Origin of the sequence: Caldicellulosiruptor diazotrophicus (assembly GCF_017347585.1) — a bacterium.
GTDB classification, from domain to species: Bacteria; Bacillota; Thermoanaerobacteria; order Caldicellulosiruptorales; family Caldicellulosiruptoraceae; genus Caldicellulosiruptor; species Caldicellulosiruptor diazotrophicus.
The window spans coordinates 2,059,958-2,084,003 of sequence record NZ_AP024480.1; the positions used below are offsets into that span (position 1 = coordinate 2,059,958).

Annotated in this window: 17 protein-coding genes and 1 other RNA gene; 11 read left to right on the forward strand and 7 right to left on the reverse strand. The window is 34.4% G+C overall.

Features of this window, described 5'->3' with window-relative positions; translation table 11 throughout:
• The first annotated feature begins 124 nt into the window (after positions 1 to 124).
• The 5 genes from CaldiYA01_RS09910 to CaldiYA01_RS09930 all read left to right on the forward strand — a co-directional run bounded on the left by CaldiYA01_RS09910 (position 125) and on the right by CaldiYA01_RS09930 (position 5,910).
• On the forward strand, positions 125 to 3,544 hold the full coding sequence (locus CaldiYA01_RS09910) for an SNF2-related protein (RefSeq protein WP_207179236.1): 3,420 nt from the start codon (positions 125 to 127) through the stop codon (positions 3,542 to 3,544).
• 113 nt (positions 3,545 to 3,657) lie between these two features.
• Positions 3,658 to 4,134, forward strand: coding sequence for an SsrA-binding protein SmpB (gene smpB / locus CaldiYA01_RS09915; protein WP_207179239.1), 477 nt, complete (start codon positions 3,658 to 3,660; stop codon positions 4,132 to 4,134).
• Positions 4,135 to 4,501, forward strand: a transfer-messenger RNA (tmRNA) gene (ssrA, locus tag CaldiYA01_RS09920).
• A gap of 173 nt (positions 4,502 to 4,674) precedes the next feature.
• Positions 4,675 to 5,544: an EFR1 family ferrodoxin gene (locus CaldiYA01_RS09925; RefSeq protein ID WP_207179241.1), complete on the forward strand. Its 870-nt coding sequence runs from the start codon at positions 4,675 to 4,677 to the stop codon at positions 5,542 to 5,544.
• A 168-nt stretch (positions 5,545 to 5,712) separates the two neighbouring features.
• Positions 5,713 to 5,910 carry a DUF2281 domain-containing protein gene (locus CaldiYA01_RS09930; protein WP_207179243.1) on the forward strand — a complete coding sequence of 66 codons (198 nt, stop codon included), beginning with the start codon at positions 5,713 to 5,715 and terminating at the stop codon, positions 5,908 to 5,910.
• 108 nt (positions 5,911 to 6,018) lie between these two features.
• On the opposite strand, the gene CaldiYA01_RS09935 is transcribed toward CaldiYA01_RS09930, so the two are convergent.
• Positions 6,019 to 7,362 carry a sugar transferase gene (locus CaldiYA01_RS09935; protein WP_207179245.1) on the reverse strand — a complete coding sequence of 448 codons (1,344 nt, stop codon included), beginning with the start codon at positions 7,360 to 7,362 and terminating at the stop codon, positions 6,019 to 6,021.
• Between the two features lie 16 nt (positions 7,363 to 7,378).
• Positions 7,379 to 8,602: a glycosyltransferase family 4 protein gene (locus tag CaldiYA01_RS09940; protein ID WP_207179247.1), complete on the reverse strand. Its 1,224-nt coding sequence runs from the start codon at positions 8,600 to 8,602 to the stop codon at positions 7,379 to 7,381.
• Between the two features lie 255 nt (positions 8,603 to 8,857).
• Here CaldiYA01_RS09940 and CaldiYA01_RS09945 point away from each other — a divergent pair, with 255 nt between their 5' ends.
• From CaldiYA01_RS09945 to CaldiYA01_RS09965, 5 genes are all read left to right on the forward strand, one after another.
• Positions 8,858 to 11,293: a GH36-type glycosyl hydrolase domain-containing protein gene (locus CaldiYA01_RS09945; RefSeq protein ID WP_207179249.1), complete on the forward strand. Its 2,436-nt coding sequence runs from the start codon at positions 8,858 to 8,860 to the stop codon at positions 11,291 to 11,293.
• A 26-nt stretch (positions 11,294 to 11,319) separates the two neighbouring features.
• A complete protein-coding gene (locus CaldiYA01_RS09950; RefSeq protein ID WP_207179253.1) occupies positions 11,320 to 13,692 on the forward strand; it encodes a GH36-type glycosyl hydrolase domain-containing protein in 2,373 nt (790 codons plus the stop codon).
• 245 nt (positions 13,693 to 13,937) lie between these two features.
• Positions 13,938 to 15,299 (forward strand): GH1 family beta-glucosidase, encoded by a 1,362-nt coding sequence (locus CaldiYA01_RS09955; protein ID WP_207179254.1) that lies wholly within the window; start codon positions 13,938 to 13,940, stop codon positions 15,297 to 15,299.
• 361 nt (positions 15,300 to 15,660) lie between these two features.
• Positions 15,661 to 17,109, forward strand: a complete 1,449-nt coding sequence (locus CaldiYA01_RS09960; protein ID WP_207179255.1) for an alpha-amylase domain-containing protein — start codon at positions 15,661 to 15,663, stop codon at positions 17,107 to 17,109.
• 156 nt (positions 17,110 to 17,265) lie between these two features.
• Positions 17,266 to 18,369, forward strand: a complete 1,104-nt coding sequence (locus tag CaldiYA01_RS09965) for a hypothetical protein (RefSeq protein ID WP_238480518.1) — start codon at positions 17,266 to 17,268, stop codon at positions 18,367 to 18,369.
• Between the two features lie 52 nt (positions 18,370 to 18,421).
• Here CaldiYA01_RS09965 and CaldiYA01_RS09970 read toward each other — a convergent pair whose 3' ends face one another.
• The 3 genes from CaldiYA01_RS09970 to rlmD are packed head-to-tail and all read right to left on the reverse strand — an operon-like array spanning position 18,422 to position 20,680.
• Positions 18,422 to 18,910, reverse strand: coding sequence for a methylated-DNA--[protein]-cysteine S-methyltransferase (locus CaldiYA01_RS09970; protein WP_207179258.1), 489 nt, complete (start codon positions 18,908 to 18,910; stop codon positions 18,422 to 18,424).
• Between the two features lie 19 nt (positions 18,911 to 18,929).
• A complete protein-coding gene (locus tag CaldiYA01_RS09975) occupies positions 18,930 to 19,310 on the reverse strand; it encodes a YkvA family protein (protein WP_207179260.1) in 381 nt (126 codons plus the stop codon).
• Positions 19,311 to 19,324: 14 nt separating this feature from the next.
• Positions 19,325 to 20,680 (reverse strand): 23S rRNA (uracil(1939)-C(5))-methyltransferase RlmD, encoded by a 1,356-nt coding sequence (gene rlmD, locus CaldiYA01_RS09980; RefSeq protein ID WP_207179262.1) that lies wholly within the window; start codon positions 20,678 to 20,680, stop codon positions 19,325 to 19,327.
• A gap of 162 nt (positions 20,681 to 20,842) precedes the next feature.
• Here rlmD and CaldiYA01_RS09985 point away from each other — a divergent pair, with 162 nt between their 5' ends.
• On the forward strand, positions 20,843 to 22,108 hold the full coding sequence (locus tag CaldiYA01_RS09985; RefSeq protein WP_207179265.1) for a hypothetical protein: 1,266 nt from the start codon (positions 20,843 to 20,845) through the stop codon (positions 22,106 to 22,108).
• A gap of 57 nt (positions 22,109 to 22,165) precedes the next feature.
• On the opposite strand, the gene CaldiYA01_RS09990 is transcribed toward CaldiYA01_RS09985, so the two are convergent.
• Positions 22,166 to 22,582 carry a bacteriohemerythrin gene (locus CaldiYA01_RS09990; protein WP_207179267.1) on the reverse strand — a complete coding sequence of 139 codons (417 nt, stop codon included), beginning with the start codon at positions 22,580 to 22,582 and terminating at the stop codon, positions 22,166 to 22,168.
• A gap of 69 nt (positions 22,583 to 22,651) precedes the next feature.
• Positions 22,652 to 24,046, reverse strand: coding sequence for a glycosyltransferase family 2 protein (locus tag CaldiYA01_RS09995; protein ID WP_207179269.1), 1,395 nt, complete (start codon positions 24,044 to 24,046; stop codon positions 22,652 to 22,654).

The window sequence follows — 24,046 nt, forward strand, 5'->3', positions numbered from 1 at the left end:
TTTTGGATGATGAGAACTAAAATTTTTTTATCAAATACTCTTCATTTTTTGATAAAATTAATATTTGGATAAAAATCTTTATTCCGAGTGATGAATACTAAAATGAAAAAGGATGTGAAAGACAATGTCAACAGAGCTTAGCTATCAGACTATTGTGCAGTTTTTAACAGACAATCAACTTGCTCAACTTGCAAAAAACAGAAAAGCTTTTGAAAAAGGTATATCTCTTTCTCGAAAAATACAAAAAGAAGATATTCAATATGACCAAGAACAAAATGCAATATATGGCAAAGTAGATGATGGCAAAAATGAATATTGGGTTTTTGTTGATTTTGATTTGCCTTCATACATGGCTCAGGACTTTTTTGGTAATATAAAAATTGAAAATATAATCATAAGTGCTGCGTGTACATGCAGTTTGGAAAATATTGATTTAGAATTAGAAGAAGATATTGATATAGAAGATTTTGTTCAGTTTGATGATTTTTGTCGGCATATAATTGCTGTGTTAAAAAGTTTTGCCGATGGTAAATATATTCTCAATAGCCTAAATAAGATGCAAGAAACTTTATTTCAGATGTTAGAACAAAAACTAAATGAGTCAATTGAAAAGGAAAAAACAAAAAACTCTCGCATTTATCAGTTTATGTCAAGCAATTTTGAAGAAAATTATATAAAGTTTTTACTTGATAACTCATTTAAAAAAGCTCCTAATATATTCCTAGAAAAATACTTTGGTTCTTCTACAAATGATTTAGTAACTTTAAAATTAAAAATAAAAACTTCAGATTTAAAGAGAGACTATGTAGTTTCAAATATACCAGAATTTTTAAAAGCATACGAACAAAAACAACCATTTCAGTTTGGTAAGAATTTTGTGTACAATCCTACTTATCATTTTTTTGGTGAAAAAGACAAAAAATTTTTGGATGTACTTTTGAAGTATCTGAACTTTTTAGATTTAGAAACAGAAAAAAATACTATTTATTTACCTGTAAAAATTGCAAATGAAATAATCGAAATCCTTGACAATGAAGAAATTTTTATATCTTTTGATTATTTTGTGGCAAATTATTATGATGCTCAAAAAGTAAAAGTTGATCTTTGCACTAAGGTAAAACCAAAGATTTCATTTAAACTTGAAGACAATCAGGTAAGACTTTATAGTGATTTAATAGACACTGCCAACAAAAAATTTTTATATAGCGATGGTAGTTATTTTGTCTCAGGTGACACTTTATATAAGCTTTCACCAGAGCAGAAGATATTTTCTTCAATTATCAAAAAAATGGCTGAAGCAAATAGAGTGTTTAACTTTTTCAAAGTTGAATATGTTAAATTTTTTACCTTCAATAAAGAAGACTTTTGTGAGTTCATGAACAAATATTATCTATTTTTAAATGAACACTTTGAATTAGAAATTGACCCAGACCTCAAAAAATTAATATTGGAGGATTATATTATTAAACCTAAACTATATTTAGAATTTGAAAATGAAAGGTTTGTTGCAAAAATTGGTGGAATGAATGAAATATTTGATACAATATCAAAAACAAAGAAAGTCCCATTGTTTGATTACTTTAATTTGTTCCAACTTCAGAGCATTTTATTTGCTTATGGGTTTAATGAGATAGAGTCTGACCAAGAATTCTGTTATGAATGTGTTGACCCTGATTTGTTTATGGAATTTTTAGCAGAAGGTGTTCCGCAAATCCAAAATATAACCGATGCTTATTATTCAGAAGATTTTAAAAAGCTTAAAATTAAAAAAGATGTAAAAATTATTCCCTGCTTAAAATATTCTAAACACTCAATTGACTTCTGGCTTGAAAGTGATGAGCTTGAGAGTTCAGAGCTTAAAAATATTCTTGATGCAATAAAGAAAAAGAAAAAGTATTACAAACTCAAAGATGGTTCAATTTTGATTTTAGATAGTCCAAATATGAAAAAATTAGTTTCATTTATAGATTCTGCATCTGACATAGGTCAGCTTATAAAAGAAAAAGCTGAGCTTTCTTTACAAGAAGCAGTAGCTATAACAAAACTTTTAGATGAAAGCGGAATTCAAGCAACCGGAGTTGAAAGTGTTAAAAGCATTATCGAAAAGATAGAAAATATTAAAGAAATTGATATCCAAATCCCGGTTGAGCTTCAAGGTGTGTTAAGAGATTATCAGAAACTTGGAATAAAATGGTTATCTTCTCTATTTGAAAATGAACTTGGTGGAATTTTAGCTGATGATATGGGGCTTGGAAAAACTCTACAGGTGCTTGGCTTTATTATTGCAAATAAGCAAAAAATTAAAAAACCGGTATTAGCCATTGTGCCAACATCACTTATTTATAACTGGAAACAAGAGATTGAAAAATTTGCACCGGGTCTGAAAACTTTAATTATTGACTCAACACCTGCAAAGCGCAAAAAAGCTATAGAAAAAATACCAGAGTATGATATTGTAATTACATCATATGCACTTTTGAGAAAAGATATAGAACTTTATAAAGACATTGATTTTAGTGTTTGTATCTTAGATGAAGCACAGTACATAAAAAATCCTCACTCACAAATAAAGCTGGCTGTAAAAGAAATCTGTGCAGATGCTAAATTTGCCCTGACAGGTACACCAATCGAAAATAATCTCATAGAACTGTGGTCGATCTTTGATTTTATACTTCCTGGGTATTTAGGAGGAGCTGAGAAATTTGTTGAGCGATTTGTGATGCCAATTTATAGCGGAAACAATGATGCATTGGAAAAATTGAAAAAACTAATAAAACCATTTGTCTTAAGAAGAGTAAAACAAGATGTATTAAACGAACTTCCTGAGCTAATAGAAACAAATATCCAAGTTTTAATGAGCCCTGAACAAGAAAAAATCTACAAGCAATTTTTAGTTTCAGCCAAAAAAGAAATTGAAAAAGAAATAGATTCAGCTGGGTTTGAAAAAAGTCAAATAAAAATATTTTCCTTATTAACAAGACTAAGACAGATTTGCTGTCATCCAAAGCTTGTTTTTGAAGATTATAAAGGAAGCTCTGGTAAGATGGAAGCACTGAAAGAAATCTTACAAGACTGTTTAGAAAGCGGGCACAGGGTAATTATATATTCTCAGTGGACTTCAATGCTATCTATTATCAAAAAAATGCTTGACAAGGAAAAAATTTTATATTTTTATTTAGATGGTACAACAAAATCTGAAGACAGAGTTGAAATGGTAAACAGGTTCAACAGTGGAGAGAGAAATGTCTTCTTACTTTCTCTAAAAGCTGGTGGATTTGGGCTCAATATTACTGGTGCAGACGTTGTTATTCACTTTGATGCATGGTGGAACCCGGCAGTTGAAAACCAGGCAACAGCAAGAGCACACAGGCTGGGTCAGAAAAATGTTGTTCAGTCATTTAAGATTATAACCAAAAATTCAATAGAAGAGAAAATACTTGCTTTGCAACAGAAAAAGAAAGACCTATTTGATAGTTTAATCGAAGCAAGTCAATCTTTTATAGGAAAACTCACAAAAGAAGAAATAATGGAGCTTTTGGAATGATGAGATGTAGAACAAATGTAATGCATATTGGTGATTGACAAAAATTTGTTTCTATTATATAATGAGAGTTTGCAAAGAATAATTGTTTGGAATCAATTGCAGGAGTTGATCAGATGTCTGAAAAGAATAAACAGAATGACATAAAAATCATTGCAACAAACCGCAAAGCCTATCACGACTACTTCATTGAAGAGACAATCGAAGCAGGAATTGAGCTAAAAGGCACCGAAGTAAAGTCTGTGCGCCTTGGTCATGTAAATCTAAAAGACAGTTTTGCAAGAGTAGAAGATGGTGAAGTTTTTCTTTACAACATGCATATAAGCCCATATGAAAAAGGCAACATCTTCAATGTAGACCCAATGAGAGATAGAAAACTACTTTTGCACAAACATGAAATCAACAGACTTGCAGGTTATGTGCAGCAAAAAGGTTACACTTTAATCCCATTGAAGATTTACATCAAAAGAGGTAAAATAAAAGTAGAGCTTGCAGTTGCAAAAGGTAAAAAACTTTTTGATAAGCGTGAAGCAATAGCAAAAAGGGATGCTGAGCTTGAGATAAGAAAGAAAATGAAGGAGTATTTAAGATAAGGGGGCGTGTTTTGGAATTCGACGGGGGCAGTCGGATTCCAAATAGCGGGTAGTGGTTTTCTCGGAACCACTATAAAAAACCGAGAAGAAAAATAACTGCAGAAAAACCACAACTCGCTTTAGCTGCGTAAATAAGCAGCTAACGTCCGCCGGAGGTGCCCACGGCCTCCGAGTCGGGCGCCAACCGTCGTGGGGCACCGAAAGTAAGGTCGCCTGAGCCTTACTTTTGGGACTAATCTCAGGCTGGGGAAGAAAAAGCCTGTCAGTGGGCGTTTTCTTCCCGAGAATTTAAGTACACTGACTGCACCCGGAGAAGTTTGGGGTTCGATGCCTTCGGACGGGGGTTCAAATCCCCCCGCCTCCACCAACCAAAATTGAAGCAAAAGGACTTGAACCCTCGTGTTAAAGTCTTTTTGTTTTTAGCTTTATACTGTGCAGTATAAATGTTAATTGATTTGTGAAATCAATCCACAAATTTCCTCCTGCATGGTATAATGTAGTATGTAGTATTAAGAGAAAAAATTGGAATGAGGATTTGCAATGAGAAAAATCGCAATATTTTATTTTTCTGGCACGGGTAATACTGAATTCATTGCAAAATTGATAAGAAATAACATGATTAACCTTTCGATTAACCTTTCGATAGATTTATATCGTGTCGAAGATATACTGAATAATGATATAGAAGTGGATATATATAATTATGACATCATAGGAATCGGTGCACCAAGCTATGGATTTAATCCTCCCAAAATTATTATAGATTTCTGTAAAAACTTAATAAAAGTTAATCATGTGAAAGTATTTCTGTTTCTGACATGTGCCGCACCATGTTATCTGAATAATGTTGCTTTTTTTGGAATAAAGAGAATTTTAAAACGGAAAGGCTATGAGGTAATATATGAGAAGGTTATTTGCATGCCAGCAAATATATTGCTTAAGTATGATGATTCTATAATAAAAAGGCTTTATGATTCAGCAGTTGAAAGAGTAAAAATAATGACAAAAGACATTTTGGGAAATACTGTAAAAGTTAGAAACGACCATTTTATCCCCTATTTGTTTCGTTGGCTGTTAATACTATTGGTGAGGTTAGCGATCAAAACCGTTCCGTTAGATTTTATTGTCGGGAAAGCATGCAACGAATGTATGAAATGTATTCGTATATGTCCGCGAAAAAACATTTATTTTAAAAGAAAGATCAAGCATGGCTTGAAATGCGAAGCATGTTACCGATGTGTTTATGGATGTCCTCAAAGAGCTATAAAAGGACGCCTTTACAATATTGCTATTCATAAAGAAGGATATGATATTGAAGGTATATTTGAAAAATGCAAGGATATAGATACAAAAAAGCCATTGAAAGGCATATATAAAACCTTTGAGTCATACTTTAATTCTCTAAGCTAATGAAAAGGCTTTTGAGGCAAATTCTTCGGAATGAATGGCATCTATATTCACCTAACTTGCCAAAATAAACAATTCTACAATGTTTTAGGATTATGAGACTACACTTCTAAGAAGAACTCCCATTAGAAAAATAATGAGGTATAGTATATTAATTCAGAGGTGAAATTAGTGAAAGCAAATAAAAATCTTTTATTAAAGCTAATTGAGGAAATCCCGGAAAGTCAACTTGAAGAAGTTATTAATTTTATTTTGTTTTTAAAACACAAGCAAGACAAAAAGTTATTTAGTGATTTGGTGTCCGCCAGTGAGAGTAGTATAGATTTTTGGAACAACGATATTGACGATGAGGTATGGAACAATGTATAGCAGTCGGCAGTGCATTACCCAATTGGTAGTGCCAAATATGCCGATTGCTCATTTTTATTGAAATTTTTTATAAACAGAGGCTACCTTTCAAAATCAAAAGCTGCTCTATTAATTTTTAGCTTTTACCCCCTCAGCTGCCTCTTTGGTAAAGATTGTTTTTAAGGTCAACAGTAAAATTTTAATATCCAAAAATACAGAATAGTTCTTTATATATATCAAATCAAGCCTGAGTTTGTCTTCTGGGCTTGTTGCATACTTGCCGTAAACCTGTGCAAGTCCTGTGAGCCCTGCCTTTACATTGTGACGAAGAGAATACTCAGGATAGATCTTTTTAAACTGCTCAACAAAATAAGGACGCTCTGGTCTTGGTCCTATAAAACTCATCTCACCCTTTAGAATATTTATAAGCTGTGGAAGCTCATCAAGCCGGGTTGCACGTAAAAACCGTCCAACCCTTGTTATTCTTGGGTCGTTCTCGGTTGCCAAAACCGGCCCTGTCATCTTCTCGGCATCTTTTACCATTGTTCTGAACTTTAAGACATAAAACTCTCTCTCTCCTTCAGTGACCCTTTTTTGCCTGTAAATCACCGGTCCTTCAGAGTCAAGTTTTATGGCAATTGCAATTAAAATCATTATTGGAAAAGCAATAACCAGCGCAACTGATGCAAGAAGAATGTCACACACTCTTTTTATGAGCTTTTGCTCGGAAGTAAGCTCCGGCTGTTCAATTGAAAGTGTTGCAACATCATCAAACTGAATCACCCTCGCTTTTGAAATCAATATATCTCTAAAGTCTGGTGCTATGAAAATATGTTTTTTGAATTCTATTGCTTTTCTTACAATCTCACTTTTTAAATTCTCATCCATTTTTGAATAAAGATAAATTGTATCAACAACTTTTATATATGGTATCAACTCTTCAATAGCCTTCGGTTCAAGAACATACTTTACATCAATCCACCCTTTTGAAATATTTTGAAGCTTTTGAGCAAACTCCTGCGCTTTTGAGATCTCACCAATTACAAGCACATGTTTGATTCCTTGAACTCTCTTGAAGACATATAAAACAAACCCTCTCCAACCCAAAAGCAATAAAAACTGTACAAAAAAGGCAATTATAAATATACTCCGTGGGAAAGCAAAGTGTCTGTAAAAAAATGTTGATACAACTGTTAAAAATTGTAGAAGCATTAGAGCCAGACCCAGAGAAAATGCTATTTCGCTAATGGTTTTCATTGTTATTGTATAAAGTCCGTAAATATTCAAAAGTATAAGAGCAAAGAGAGTTATTTGAGGAATTAATGTATAATAAGGCATAAAATTTTTCTCTGGGAATGTAAAGTTGAATTTTATTATATATGCAAGAATGTAACCTGCGTGTATAAGTAAAATGTCCATAAGTACAACAAAAAATTTGCTAAGCTTGTGATAGCTTTTAATATACGACTTCATTTCCTACCATCTCCGCTTATAATATTTTTTCTAACCTATCTGCAAGCACCTTTATATCATGGTACTTTTGGGCATACTCTCTTCCCTTTTGCCCAATTCTCTCTCTTTCTTCTTCTGACATAGCATACAAGCTCAATATTGCCTCAGCAAATGCTTTGCTATCATAACTTTGGCAGGAAATTCCTGCACCCGACTCTTTGACAATATCATTTGCTACATTTCCCGCAAAAACAATCGGTTTTGCAGCACACAAATAGTCAAAAAGCTTATTAAGTGATATTCCAAACCTGTAAACTTTTAGATTGTGCATAGAAACAAGTGTTATGTCAACGCGCTCAAGTAAGCTTGGCACAGAAAGTTTTGAGATAGGAGAATAAAAAAATACATTTTTAAGTCCAAGCTCCTTTGCCATGTTCTCAAGCTTTTCTTTTTCAGGACCGTCACCTATTACCAAAAAATGGACTTTATCGCCTACATTTTCCTGGACAATTTTTGCAGCCTCTATTATGGTCTCCATTGCATTTGCCTGTCCAAGCGCACCCAAGTAACAAGCCTTAAAATATCCTTCATGTTCGTCTAAAATCTTTTTCGCTTCTTCTGAAAAAACATTTTTAAGACCATCAAATCTCTCTATATCACATCCGTTAGGAATATGAACAATCTTCTTTTTATCAATACCCAAACTTTCTATGTACTGGTCTGCCTTTGGCAATACCGTTACAACATAGTCTGCTTTTGTGTAAATAAATTTTTCAAGTCTTCTCAAAAGCTTTACAATTATACTCTCTTCCTTCAAAGCACCAAGGTCAATACCACTTTGGGGCCAAAGGTCCCTAACCTCTGCAATGAATCTGCATTGAAATTTTTTTGATAGTAGATACCCCACAATCCATGCAAGAGGATGAAATGAAGATGCCAATATTACATCAGGTTTTTCAAATTTTCTTGCAATGAAATAAAGGTTTTTGGCATATGAAAATATGTTAAAAAGTCTTTTTATATCATTCTTTTTATAAGGAAACGTCTTTATCCACACAAACTTTACTTTTTCATATTCCTCTATTTTAAACTTCTTGCCTTTTTCTAACATCTCAACCCTTTGTTTGTGGTCAAAACTTGAAGCAAAGATGGTAACGCTATAGCCTCTTTCTGCAAGCTGCTTAGCAAAATCAAAATGCCTTGTAATTCCCCCAACTTTTGGCGGGATTGCATAGTGATTAAATATCCAAACTTTCTTCAATCTTCTTCTTCCTCTCTAAAGATTACTTTCTTGAAGCTTTGTTTATGTAACATATGCAAAATTTTTTTCATATTGAGTATACCACAATTTGAGTTGATTATTAATATCTAAAATCAAAGCTTTGGGTGGATTGTTTTATGTCAAAATAGTGCAAAATAAAAGCAAAATAATTAAAGTTGGCAGTTTGGTAAAAAAGGTATAATTAAAGGTAGGCATAGGACCTTAACAAATATCTTCGGAGAAAGGAGTTCAAAAATGAAGTTTGGATATTTTGACGATGCCAAAAGAGAGTATGTCATAACAACACCTCTTACCCCATATCCATGGATAAATTATTTGGGAATGAAAGACTTTTTATCTTTAATTTCTAACCACGCTGGGGGTTACTGCTTTTATAAGGACGCAAGACTTAGAAGAATAACAAGGTTCCGTTATAATAACGTTCCGCTTGATATGGGCGGAAGATACTTTTACATAAAAGACAATGAGGATGTCTGGTCACCCTCATGGATGCCAACAAGAAAAGATCTTGAGTTTTATGAATGTCGCCATGGTCTTGGATATACAATCATAACAGGAAGAAGAAATGGCGTTGAGGTAGAGCAAACATTTTTTGTGCCAGTTGGTGAAAACTGTGAGATACACTATCTTAAGATAACAAACAAATCTATCCAGGCAAAGGATTTGACACTCTTTTCATTGATTGAGTTTTGTCTTTGGAACGCGCTTGACGATATGACAAACTTCCAAAGAAATTTAAGTACAGGTGAGGTTGAAATAGAAGGTTCTGTAATTTACCATAAAACAGAGTATAGAGAGCGTAGAAATCATTATTCTTTTTATTCTGTAAACGTTCCAATCGATGGATTTGATACAGACAGGGACACGTTTCTTGGTCTTTACAGGGGATTTGATGCACCTTTAGCAGTTGAAAATGGAAAGAGTTTTAATTCAGAAGCTCACGGCTGGGCACCTATTGCATCGCATATGATAAAAATCTATTTGCAGCCAGGGGAGACAAAAGAGCTTGTATTTGTGCTGGGTTATGTAGAAAATGATGAAGACAAAAAATGGATTAAAAAAGGTGTTATAAACAAAGAAAAGGCTTACAAAATGATAGAAAAATTCAAAAACCCAGCAGACGTTCAAAGATCATTCGAAAATTTGAGACAATTTTGGAGCAATCTATTGAACAAGTTTAACGTTCTGACTGGCATAGACAAGGTAGATAGAATGGTAAATATCTGGAATCAGTATCAGTGTATGGTAACATTTAACCTGTCAAGAAGTGCTTCATACTTTGAGTCTGGAATAGGAAGAGGAATGGGGTTTAGAGATTCTAACCAAGATATCCTTGGTTTTGTTCACCAGATACCAGAACGTGCAAGAGAAAGAATACTGGATTTAGCCGCAACTCAGCTTGAAGATGGCGGTGCTTACCATCAGTATCAGCCTCTTACAAAAAGAGGTAACAATGAAATAGGCGGCAATTTCAACGACGACCCGTTGTGGCTCATACTCTCAACTGCACATTACATCAAGGAAACAGGAGACTGGTCCATTCTTGATGAAATTGTTCCTTTTGAAAACGACCCACAAAAGTCTGCTTCAATGTTTGAACACCTAAGAAGAGCATTTTACCATGTGGTGAACAACTTAGGACCGCATGGACTTCCACTCATAGGCAGGGCTGACTGGAATGATTGTTTGAACTTAAACGCATTTTCAACAAACCCTGATGAGTCGTTCCAGACATGTGATAATAAAGACGGCAAAACTGCTGAATCTGTTATGATAGCAGGGATGTTTGTATATGTTGGAAAGGAATTTGTAAAGATTTGTGAAAGGTTGGGCAAAGAAGATATTGCAAAAGATGCACAATACCACATTGAAAAGATGAAAGAGGCAATTTTAAATTATGGTTACGACGGTGAGTGGTTTTTAAGAGCATATGACTATTTTGGAAACAAAGTGGGAAGCAAAGAAAATGATGAGGGTAAGATATTTATTGAGACACAAGGTTTTTGTGTAATGGCAGGAATAGGACTTGATGATGGAAAGGCTATCTGTGCACTTGATTCTGTTAAAAAGTATCTTGATACTGAACATGGAATAGTTCTTGTTCAGCCAGCTTTTACAGAGTACAAAATTCATTTAGGTGAGATTACAAGCTATCCGCCAGGCTACAAAGAAAATGCAGCGGTGTTTTGTCATAACAACCCGTGGATTATGATTGCAGAGTGCATAGTTGGAAGAGGTGATAGAGCATTTGAGTACTGGTCAAAGATTGCTCCATCATATAGAGAAGAGATAAGCGATGTGCACAAGCTTGAACCATATGTATACTGCCAGATGATTGCTGGAAAAGATGCGTACAAGCCAGGTGAAGCAAAAAATTCGTGGCTCACAGGTTCTGCTGCATGGAACTTTGTTGCAATGACACAATGGATTTTGGGAATAAGACCTGATTATGACGGTCTTTTGATAGACCCTTGCATACCAAGAGAGTGGAAAGGATTTACTGTAAAAAGAGTGTTCAGAAATGCAATTTACAATATACAAGTAAAGAACCCTGATGGCGTTTCAAAAGGTGTCAAAAAAGTTGTTGTTGATGGCAAAGAAATGTCTTCCAATTTAATACCAGCTTTTTCAGATGGCAAAGAACATTTTGTTGAAGTGATAATGGGATAGAAAAATTTTAAGGAGGGTATTTTTTAATGAATTATGGATACTTTGATTCTCAAAACAGAGAGTATGTTATAACAAACCCCAAAACACCAACTTCATGGGTAAATTATTTAGGAACAAGTGATTATTGTCTTATAATCTCAAACAATGCCTCAGGTTATTCTTTTTACAAATCCCCTAAGCTTGGAAGGGTCACTCGTTTCAGGTTCAATAGCATTCCAATGGACAGACCTGGAAGATATGTATATATCAAAGATGAAAAGACAAAAGACTTTTGGTCAATAAGCTGGCAACCTGTTGGAAAGCCTCTTGAAAGTTTTAACAGCATCTGTCGACACGGTCTTGGATATTCAATATTTGAGAGTAAATATAGCAACATAACCTCATCTTTAAAAATCTTTGTACCAGTAGACAAACCAATTGAAATCTGGGAAGTTAAAATCAAGAATGAGTCGGGTGAGAAAAAGGAACTATCGGTATTTACTTATACAGAGTTCTGTCTTTGGAATTCCATGCTTGACATGATGGATTTTCAGTATATTCTTTACACCTGCAGAATGGGTTACAACAAAGAAGATGAAATTGTAGATTATTCTATCAAGCTCTGGAGTCCTTATGAACCAAAAGCTTTTTTCACATGCACAAATAAAAAGATTGAAAGTTTTGATACAGATAGAGATGTATTTATTGGTCCATATAACAGTGAGGCTAATCCAGAAGCAATTCAAAACGGCAGGTGTTTTGGGTCAATTGCAATAGGTGGAAATCCATGTGCTGCAACACAGGTAAAAATTGAACTTCAGCCCGGTCAAGAAGAATACTTAGTGTTTGTACTGGGAATAGGAGATGCATATAAGGAAGGAAAAGAATATAAAAAACTATTTGCATCAAAAGAAAATATCCAAAGAGAATTTGAAAAGGTGCAAAAGTACTGGGATGACCGGCTTAGCAAGTTCAAATGCTCAACACCAAGCGAGAAGATGAATTTGATGTTGAACATATGGAACCAGTATCAGTGCCATACAACATTTAACTGGTCAAGGTCTGCTTCATTTATTGAAGCTGGTGGAAGAGACGGACTTGGCTTTAGAGATTCTTCACAGGACATTCTGGGCGTTGCACATTCAATCCCTCAAGAAGTAAGAAAAAGACTCATTGATCTTTTGAAGGCTCAGCTGTCTGAAGGATATGCGATGCATCATTTCCAGCCTCTTACATGGGCTCAAGGAGAACATAATATACCTCCACGAGATAGAATTTATTCAGATGACCATTTATGGCTTTTGATTGCTGTGCCACACTATATAAAAGAAACAGGTGACTTTTCTATCTTAGATGAAGTTGTTGAATATGCGGACAAGTCAAGCGCTTCTGTTTATGAGCATTTAAAACAAGCTTTGGAGTTTTCATGGAGGCATAGGGGAAAGCATGGACTTTTGCTTGGTCTTGCTGCTGACTGGAATGATTGTATCAACCTCAAAGACGGTGGCGAGAGTACATGGTCAACCCAGCTTTATTACAAAGCTTTATCTGAGTTTATAGAACTTGCTGAGTATATTGGAAAGACTGATGATGCTGAAAAGTATAAAGCTTATAGAAATGAAATCAAAAAGGCAATGGAAGAGTATACATGGGATGGCGAGTGGTTTGTAAGAGGGTATTTGGCAAGCGGTAAAAAACTTGGGTCAAAAGAAAGTGAACAGAGCAAGATTTTCCTAAATTCTCAGTCATGGTCAGTATTCTCAGGCGCTTTTGTTGATGAAAAAGGCAAAATGGCAATGGACAGTGTTAAAAAATACCTTGCAACAGAACATGGATGTGTCAAAAACTGGCCAGCTTATGTTGATTATATTATAGAGGTTGGGGCTGTAACCTCTTTCCCACCGGGATTAAAAGAAAATGCTGCAATTTTCTGTCATGCTAATACATGGGTAATTATTGCAGAGGCTGTACTTGGAAGAGGCGATTATGCTTTTGAATACTATATGTCGTTCCTTCCTGCAAACAAAAATGATATTGCTGAAATCTACACAGCAGAACCTTATGTTTATTCCCAGTTTATCACCGGAAAAGAACATCCATATTATTTTGGCCGTGCGCGAAATCCATGGCTTACAGGTACTGCAACATGGGCATTTGTTGCAGCAACACAGTATATCCTTGGAATAAGACCTCACTATAAAGGGCTTATTATTGACCCATGTATACCACAGCAGTGGGACGGTTTTGAAGTTGAGAGAGTTTTCAGAGGAAGAAAACTTTCCATTAAGGTTTCAAATCCAGACCGTATTTCAAAAGGTGTTAAAAAGATATTAGTAAATGGAAAAGAGATTGTGGGTAATTTGATTCCATTAGAGTTGCTTGATGAAGAAAATGTAGTTGAAGTTTTGATGGGAAAATAACCTTTTAAAGTATGAAAAATAAAACTGCACGAAAAGAGGCACACCTCTTGTATTTTAAAAGTGGTGTGTCTCTTTTTTTTTGTTTCTTTTCTTAAACATTTATTGGTAAAAAACATCTAAAATTTTTGCTATATTTATTTAAAATTTTTATTTGCAAACTCAAATTTTATATGGCAATATATTTTGATATGAGTGTAATTGATTTCACGACAAAAAAGTTTTATTACTTAAGGAGGTTTACAAAAATGAGTTTCCCAAAAGGATTTCTGTGGGGTGCTGCAACTGCATCATATCAGATTGAAGGCGCATGGAACGAAGATGGAAAAGGCGAATCTATTTGGGACAGGTTTACAAACCAAAAAGGAAATATCTTGTATGGGCATAATGGCAATGTTGCGTGCGACCATTACCACAGGTTCGAAGAAGATATTTCTCTTATGAAGGAACTTGGACTAAAGGCCTACAGGTTTTCTATTGCATGGGCAAGAATCTTTCCAGATGGTTATGGTACTTTAAATCAGAAAGGACTTGAGTTTTATGATAAACTTATAAACAAGCTTGTTGAAAACGGTATTGAACCGGTTGTCACCATTTATCACTGGGACCTTCCACAAAAACTACAAGACATTGGTGGCTGGGCAAACAATGAAATTGTAAACCATTATTTCGAATATGCAATGCTTCTTATAACCCGCTACAAAGATAAAGTAAAAAAATGGATAACATTCAATGAACCTTATTGCATTGCTTTTTTGGGTCACTTTTATGGCATTCATGCACCAGGAATAAAAGATTTTAAAGTTGCAATGGATGTTGTGCACAACATTATGCTTTCTCACTTTAAAGTTGTAAAAGCTGTAAAGGAAAACAATATTGATGTTGAGGTAGGAATTACACTAAATTTAACTCCAGTTTACCTTCAAACAGAGCGACTTGGATATAAGGTAAGCGAAATTGAAAGAGAAATGGTAAATCTCAGCAGCCAGCTTGACAATGAACTTTTCCTTGACCCAGTGCTCAAAGGAAGCTATCCGCAAAAGCTCCTAAATTATCTTGTTCAAAAAGATTTGTTAGATAGCCAAAAAGCCGAAAAGATGCTCAAGGAAGTAAAAGAAAATTTCATCTTCCCTGATTTTCTTGGTATCAACTACTACACACGTGCTGTTAGACTTTACGATGAAAATTCTTCTTGGATATTCCCAATAAGATGGGAACATCCTGCAGGTGAATACACTGAAATGGGCTGGGAAGTGTTCCCGCAAGGGCTTTTTGACCTTTTGATGTGGATTAAAGAAAATTATTCACAAATTCCAATTTATATAACAGAAAACGGTGCTGCTTATAACGACATTGTAACTGAAGATGGAAAAGTGCACGATAGTAAAAGGATTGAGTATTTAAAACAGCACTTTGAACAAGCAAGAAAAGCAATTGAAAATGGAGTAGATTTGCGAGGTTATTTTGTGTGGTCTTTGATGGATAATTTTGAGTGGGCAATGGGATATACAAAAAGGTTTGGAGTTATATTTGTGGACTATGAAACACAAAAGAGGATTAAAAAAGACAGCTTTTATTTTTATCACCAGTATATAAAGGAAAATTCGTAAATACAAGCAATAATAAAGAAAGGCTTTTGGAGGAGTTTTTGTTCCAAAAGCCTTTTTATATTTTAGAAATTTTTTATACCAATATTCTTGCATGTTTTTGAATATATTTTCAAATTTTTCTCTTACTTTTAATATCCTTTTGTTAACATTAAATAAATAGTATTCTATTTTTTTTAAGCCAAAACAACTAAAGTATTTAAGCCACTATTGACTTTTTTCAGCTATTTTTTATAGAATATAATTACAAACGATTGCATTCATATAGGAAAGGAGGAATAAAACAATAAAAATTTTTAAGGTCAGATGTATTGAAAACGTTTGATATCGTTAATTCAAACTCAAAATAAGGAGGTTGTTTGGTATGAAAGGTTTATTTAAAAAATTATCCAAAAAACTTTCTATTATTTCTCTCATAGTAATAATTGTATTTTTACTTACTTCTTCACTATCTATCTATGCCGGTGTGATGATGCAGGGATTTTACTGGGACGTGCCAGCAGGAGGCACGTGGTGGGACACTCTTGCTTCAAAAGCGTATGAGCTTAAATACATGGTAGGAGGAAGTTATGGTATAAATCGTATATGGTTCCCTCCAGCCTATAAAGGCCAAGGTGGAGCTTATTCAATGGGGTATGATCCTCATGACTACTATGACCTTGGCCAGTATTATCAAGATGGAACAACTGAAACAAGGTTTGGGTCCCAAGCTGAATTAAAAAATGCTATTTCAAAATATAAAAGCTATGGCATATCTGTAACAGAAGATATTGTTCTGAATCACCGTTCTGGCGGTAAGAGCGAATATAACCCTAAGACTGGTACAAACACTTGGACAGATTTCACAAATACAGCAAGCGGTATGTGTCAGTGGCACTGGGATGCTTTTCATCCTAATAATTATTGTAGTGGTGACGAAGGAACATTTGCTGGTTTTCCAGATGTTTGCTATGCTTCAGGTCCAGCTTACAATGACATGAAAGCATGGATGAACTGGCTGAAATCATCCACAAATGCTGGTTTCGATAGCTGGAGATATGACTATGTAAAAGGTTATGGCTATTGGGTTGTAAAAGATTTTAATGCAGCAACATCACCCACATTCAGCGTTGGTGAATACTGGGACGCAAACACATCGACCCTTGACTGGTGGGCAAATTCAAGCGGCGCTCACGTATTTGACTTTGCACTTTACTATACTCTGAGAGACATTTGCAACAATACAAGTGGCGGCGGGTACTTACCAAATGTGTTTGATTATAGCAAGAGTTACGCTGCAAAGAATCCTTTCAAAGCAGTTACTTTTGTGGCAAATCACGACACAGATGAAATAGCCAATGACAAGATGATGGCATATGCTTTCATTTTGACCTATCAAGGTTATCCATGCATCTGGTGGAAAGATTATTATGACTACGGTCTTGCAACAGGCGGTGGAGCATCACCTGGTGGCTGGGGAAATGGTATAAAACAACTTGTATGGTGTAGAGAAAAGCTTGCTGCTGGTTCACCTAACATTGAGATTCTAAAAAGTGATGATGGAGATCTAATTATTTATGGAAGCAAAGGTTATTCAACCTCAAGCCCAGGATATATCGTTGTAATAAATGACCATCCAAGTCAATGGAAAGGTGCATGGGTTCAAACAAGCAACAGTTACTTAAAAGGTAAAACTTTAAAGGCTTATGCATGGTCTTCAACAGTATCAGGTCAAAATGTTCAACCACAAAACAAGTACTGTGATGCAAACGGTTGGGTAGAAGTTTGGGCACCTCCAAGAGGTTATGCTGTATATTCTGTAGATGGCCTATAATATAAAAACTTTTACATGTTCCCTTAGGGGCAAAACCCCTAAGGGAACAATATTTTAGGTGGAGGTAACAATAATAAAATGATCAAAAAGAAAAAAACAGTTATTCTTATCTCATTGTTTCTATTGATAGCCTTGATTATTGCAAACATTGTTGTTGTGTACAACAATCAGCCCGAAAATCTAATAAACCTTTTCAGAAAAGTAGAATCTGTAATTAGCGGCAAATACATTGTTGATTTTTACCCTACAAAGGTGGAATTTCTTCAAACAGTCAAAGACCTTGTATACGATTTTGATAAAAATTCCTTACTAATTGATTATAAAGGGCTCAAGATAAAGGCTAATCTCTCATCTCTTTTCCCAGAAGGAAACAAAATAGGCATAAGGCTCAAAATATATATAGAAAACCTTACAGGTACTAAATTAACTTTAAACACAACAAATGTACTGTTGGGTTACAAAGGTGATTTGAACCAGTACTCATTTTTACCTCAACTTATTCAAAATTCCAACTATCCGCTAAATGTTGGAAAGAAATTGGAATTAAATTTGGTATATTATCCAGAAAATAATATATACACCCTGAGAAAATACGGCTATTATGGAGACCTTCGAGAAACATATTTTTTGGATCTAGGCTCTGCTATACTAATGAATAATCTAAAAAGTGTATTACCTATTAGAATCTATTTTTCTGCAGACAAAAAAGATTATGCGCAATATAAAAAAGTATTTAATAAGGAAAATATTTATACTGACTATGTCTGTAGGCTAACTTCCGAACAACTTTCTCTTCTAAAGTCCAGAAAAATAATTTTTTACCAGGATCAGATAGGTACTACCTTCATAAATGAACAGGTACCGTTAAGTTTAAATGTTTTTGAGCATAAGGGAGTGCTGTTTGTACGTGTTAAAATACCCCAGGGAAATTTAATAATTGACCAAAAAGATATCTCCATTTCATATGATGGTATAAGTTGGGAAAGAAGTATAAATAAATTTAAAGACTTGCCCGCTCAATTCAAAAAAATGCTCATTAGCCCTAATGTATTAAATCTTGATATTAACTACCCATTCGAATATACCTTTAAATTCAAAGCCAAAAATACAAAAAAAATTTATTTAGATTTAAGCGGAATTGTGTTAAAAAATGACCATCATGACAATGAAAGAGATAACGCAAAGCACAATGAAAAAAGCTCTATAAAATACTCAGCTCTTGTTCCCATAAAACTTCAACTTGTTAAGGCTGGCAATTAGCATAAGCCAGCCTATTCTTGTTACTACTAAATTAATTGGAACAGTCACAATTTTATTTTCTAAAACAAACACAGCTATTCCGAAATATCACCCTTTCGTGTTCTAAGAGCCATTTCTTTTTGTCAATCCCTGCACTAAATCCTCCTAATGTCCCATCACTTTTTATAACTCTGTGACACGGAACAATTATCACAGCTGGATTTTTGCCAACGGCATTTCCAACAGCTCTTGAACCCTGGGGCATTCCAACTTTTTTCGCAAGCTCTCTGTAAGAAATTACACTTCCAAAAGGAACATCAATAAGCTTGCTCCAAACTCTCTTTTGAAACTCTGTTCCTTGCAGCTGAAGTTTTAACTCAAAATTGGTTCTCTTCCCCTCAAAATACTCTTCAAGTTGCAAAATAGCTTCTTTTACAACAGGGCAAATTAGCTCTTCTTCATCTTTTTTTGTAACAAACTGCACTGATACTATGCTATCATCTTCTCCTACAATCTTTATTAGTCCAATTGGAGACAGCAAATAACCAACAGATTTTTTCAATTTAAATTCCCCCGCTCTTTTAACTAATACTTTTAACAACTTTGTATATAATCGCTCCAATAATTAAGCTCCAAAAAATAATAATAGGAATACCATAATACCATTTCTTTGGCTTTCCTTCTTGCCAAAGATTTTCTGCCTCTTTCTGGCATTCATTTAAAATAGAATCTGGTATAAGCTTTATTGTTATTGCAACTAAAAATGGAAGAATTATTATATCATCAAGATACCCCAAAATAGGTATGAAATCTGGCACAAAGTCAATTGGTGATAATGCATATGCAATGGTAACCAAAGCAAATATCTTAGCAATAAGCGGTGTCTCTTTTCTTTTTAGTGCTAAAAAAATTGCTGGAATCTGCTTTTTCAAAAGTTTTGCTTTTTTCTTTATATCGCCCAAATAAACCACCTTCTTTAAGCATTGCGCTTTTTAAATAAAGCCACACACTCAACATGAAATGTCTGAGGAAACATATCAACAGGCTGAACTTCTACAACCTCATAGCCACCCGAACAAAGTATGTTAGCATCTCTTGCAAGCGTTGAAGGATTGCAGGACACATAAATTATGTTTGAAATTTTATGCTCTACCAAGCTTTCTAAAAGCTGTTTTTCACATCCACTTCGCGGTGGGTCAAGAATCACAGCCTGGGGTATAATTCCGCTTTTCAATAGTTTTGGGATTTCAATCTCTGCACGGCCACATATAAATTCAATGTTCAAAATACCGTTACCATTGCTGCTTTTTTTAGCATCTTCAACTGCATCTCTAACTAACTCTATAGCGTAAACCTTTTTGCAAAAAGGAGCAATGAACATTGAAATGGTGCCTATCCCAGAGTATATGTCAAATACAACTTCTGCTTCAATTTTACGCAGATATTTTACTACCTGACTGTAGAGCACCTCTGTTTGTACAGAATTTACCTGAAAAAATGATTTTGGAGAAATTTCAAATGTTAAATTCCCTATCTTATCTTTTATTGTGCTACTGCCCCAAATTAATATGTCTTCATCCCCCAGAATTACATTTGTCCTTTTAGGGTTCAAGTTTAAATAGAGTGATTTAATTTTGGGAAACTTGTCTAAAATGTCTTTTTTGATAGCCTCTAAATTCTCAGGTACTTTTGTGCAAACAAAAATGATCATCATCTCATTAAATGCAAACGAATTTCTAACAACAATGTGCCTCAAAACACCTTGATGCTTTTTTTCGTCGTAAATATCTATCTTGTGTTTTTTTATCAGCTCTTTCATACCTTTTATCACATCATCGCAAAACTCATGCTGAATAAGACAGTAATCTATATCAACAATATCATGTGTCATCTTTTTATAAAATCCTATTTGGGGTTTTTTATAATTTCCTCCAACTGGTAGTGCAGTTTTGTTTCTGTATCTAAATGGGTTTTCCATTCCAATAACATCATTTATTTTAGTGCTGAGCTTCCCTATCCGCTTAAAAGCATCTTCAACAAGAAGCTTTTTTAGGCTTAGCTGATGCTGGTATTTTACATGCATCAAATGACAACCGCCACAAAAGTCATAATAAGGGCATTCAGGGTCTTTTCTATATGGGCTTTTTTCTAAAATTTCAACTAAGTTTGCTTTGGCATACTCTTTTTTTACCTTTTCTATTTTGATTTTTACAACCTCATCAATTAAAGCATTGTCAACAAACACTACAAACCCATCAATTCTTGCAATCCCCTGTGCCTGGTGATTAAGCGTATCAATCTTAACAATATACTCTTGTGATTTTTTTACCACATCTTTTCCCCCTGATACTTCTTTGTTTTTTTGCTTTAATATTTTACACCATTTTTTAATAGCAAGAAAATAATAATTTAATAAAGTCTTTGAGAAAATATATATTGAAAACTTAAAAACTACTGCTTATTCGACACTCAATCTAAAGGAGGCTTGAAAAAATTGTTCAACCCGTTTGAAGAAAAACCAAAGCCGATTGAGAATTTTCTTATGGACTGGAAAACAATATATCCCAAGTCATATTATAAAAATAAAGTAGACCCTTACACAAAAACAAGGATAATTCTCATGAACGGGATTGAAGCTGAAGCTTTGATGTTTTCCCATCAGTTTCATCGTCACTGCACAGACAACAACGTAAGACGCGATTTAGCAATGGTGAGAAGAACTGAGCAAATGCAACAAAAGCATATCAACTGGTTAAAGCCAATTGATGAAACACCTCTTGAAACTACAATAGGATATGAGCATGTAGCTGTAGACCTTACCGCTTGGCTTGCTCAAAACGAGCCTGACCCTTATGTTAAACAAACACTTGATTTTATTTTGCTTGAGGATTTTGACCACCTTTATCGCTATGCAAATCTTCTGGACATGGATTCAAACATCCAAGCAAACAATCTGGTAAAAAACTATGTCGAAATCATTCCAGGCCGGCCGACAATTGCGCATCACAGACATCCTTATGATACTGTCAGCAAATATGTTGATTTCAAAAAAGCAGATATTAGAACAAAGCTAAACATCTTTATCATAACAGCCGGTGAACAACAGACAATGAATTTTTATAACAATATTGGCAACACATATTATAACGACCTTGGAAGACAGCTCTACTTGGAAGTAGCCTTGGTGGAAGAAGAACATGTAACCCAATATGGGTCGTTGATTGACCCGAGACTCACATGGTTCGAAAGTCTTCTTTTGCATGAATACACAGAGTGCTATCTGTATTACTCATTCTACGAATCTGAGGTTGACTCAAATGTAAAATCCATCTGGGAGATGCATCTTGATGCTGAAATTGCCCATCTTCACAAAGCTGCAGAACTTTTGCAAAAACATGAAAACAAATCTTGGCATGAAGTTATCCCTGGCGGACAGTTCCCAAATCTTTTAATGTTTCGCGATACACGTGAATATGTGCGTAAAGTTCTTTCCCAGATGGTTGAAATCACAGCCGACAAAGAAGACCTCAGAAATATAAATGATTTGCAAGACAACCACACATTTTTCTGGTTCCAGAACAAAGTAAATTATGATATAAATTTGGTTGCAAGCCATGTGGTAATTGATAAACACAAAACGGTAAAAGGTGAAGATTACAGGTGGGAAATGGCTCCACACCCAGTTGAAAGCTTGAGAAACAGAAAAGAAGACAATGTTTCAATTGGAAGAATAAAGCAGAAAAAACTTGTCAGCATATAAACAAAAAGCTGTCTACCCTTCTGGTGGACAGCTTTTTGTAATTTTTGAATTTTTTATCTATTTTGATTGCATCTTTTCTTTTAAAAAAGCTCCTAGTTTTCTATCTGTTCCAAGGATATGATTTTTGAGCCAGTCAACAACAAGCCTGTTTGTCTTTATAACTGCCGCAACTCCTGCTCCTTCTTTCTCTATCTCCTCTCGAAACTTTTTGTAAGTGTCAACAAAGTTATCATGCTCTCTTTTATGAGACAGATACTCTGGGTACAGATACTCTTTCATGTATTTTTCCTCAGTTGAAAAATGAAAAACAACATAATCACCTAAAAAGTCTAAAACTTCTGGTAATACTTTCTTCCCCTCACCCTGAGCACAAGAATCTAACAGTTTATTAATTCTTTCAAAAAGTTCCTTGTGTTGATTGTCTATCGACTCAACTCCTACCGAATATTGGTCAAGCCATTCTATTTGCGGCATTATTTCACTCCTTTCAAATTGAAGTTATTTTCATATATTATATACCCTTATCAATTAAAAAGTAACAAGTTACAATCTTTTTCTCTCAGGTTTTGACCAACCTTTCTTTCTAAGTATAGCTTCAAATGTACCAATAATTCTGAATAACACTGTCATCTGTCTGTAGCCGAAATTTTCTAATACTGCGAATAATATAAGTATTCCAAACTCTCTCCATTCTTCATACTTTCTTTCAGAAAATTCTCCAAGAAGAACTGCTAAAATAGAAATAATTATTCCGTACATTATCTCAACTGCAAAGAAAAATAAAGCCACTTCTAAATTGATTATGCGAGCAAAATACGAAATAGGTATAAAAATATAACCCAACATCTCTACAAACGGCCCTAATAGTTCAAACATAAGCTGATATGGCATAGCAAAAAATCCTAATATGCCGTACTTAGGATTAAATAGAACATCTTTATGCATGAAAATAACTTGGCAAAGACCTCTCTGCCATCTTCTTCTTTGTTTTGAAAGGTCATTTAAAGTCTCAGGACATTGTGTCCACACAATTGGATCTGGCACAAACTCAACTCTGCCCATGATACCTTCTTTATATGAGTTTTTACGCAGTTTTACAACAATCTCCATATCCTCGCCAACAGTTTTATCAGAAAATCCTCCAACCTTTATAACAGCATTTTTATTGAATGCTGCAAACGCTCCAGACGCAATAACAAGACTTCCTAACATAGAAAGACCTTTCCTTGCGCCCAAAAACGCTCTCAAGTATTCTATTATCTGAAATCTTGCAAGACTTGAATTTGGTAGGTTTAATTTTTTTATATTCCCGAAAGAATCTAATTTGCATCCATTTACAATCCTTACAATACCTGTTGTGACTACAACTTCATCAGGGTTATCAAAAAATGGTTGCATAACCTTGGCTATTGAATCTCTTTCTAAAATCGAGTCAGCATCAAGTGAACAAATATACGGATACGTACATACGTTTATCCCAGCATTGAGAGCATCAGCTTTTCCTCCATTTTCTTTATCTACTACAATTAAATTTGAATATTTTTTGGAATAGTATATTGCTTTTACCTCTTTTGTTGATAGAATTTTTCTAAATTTCCTATCTACAATGTAAAGGTCAAATTCGCTTTTTAATACATCCAATGTCCTATCCTTTGACCCATCATTAATTACTACCACCTCATATTCTGGATATTCTATCTGTAAAAATGATTTTACAGATTTTGTTATTGTTTTTTCTTCATTGTATGCCGGTACTAACAGTGATACAGGCGGCGCAAAGTCTGATGAGACAATCTCTACAATTCTTCCTTTTATCTTATTTCTCGAGTAATTAATGATACCAAAAAGAGAAATTAAGATTAAAATAGCATAAATAGTATTCAAAACCAAAACATAATAAGATACAAATAATGAAAACCAGCCTATTATCCGATGCAT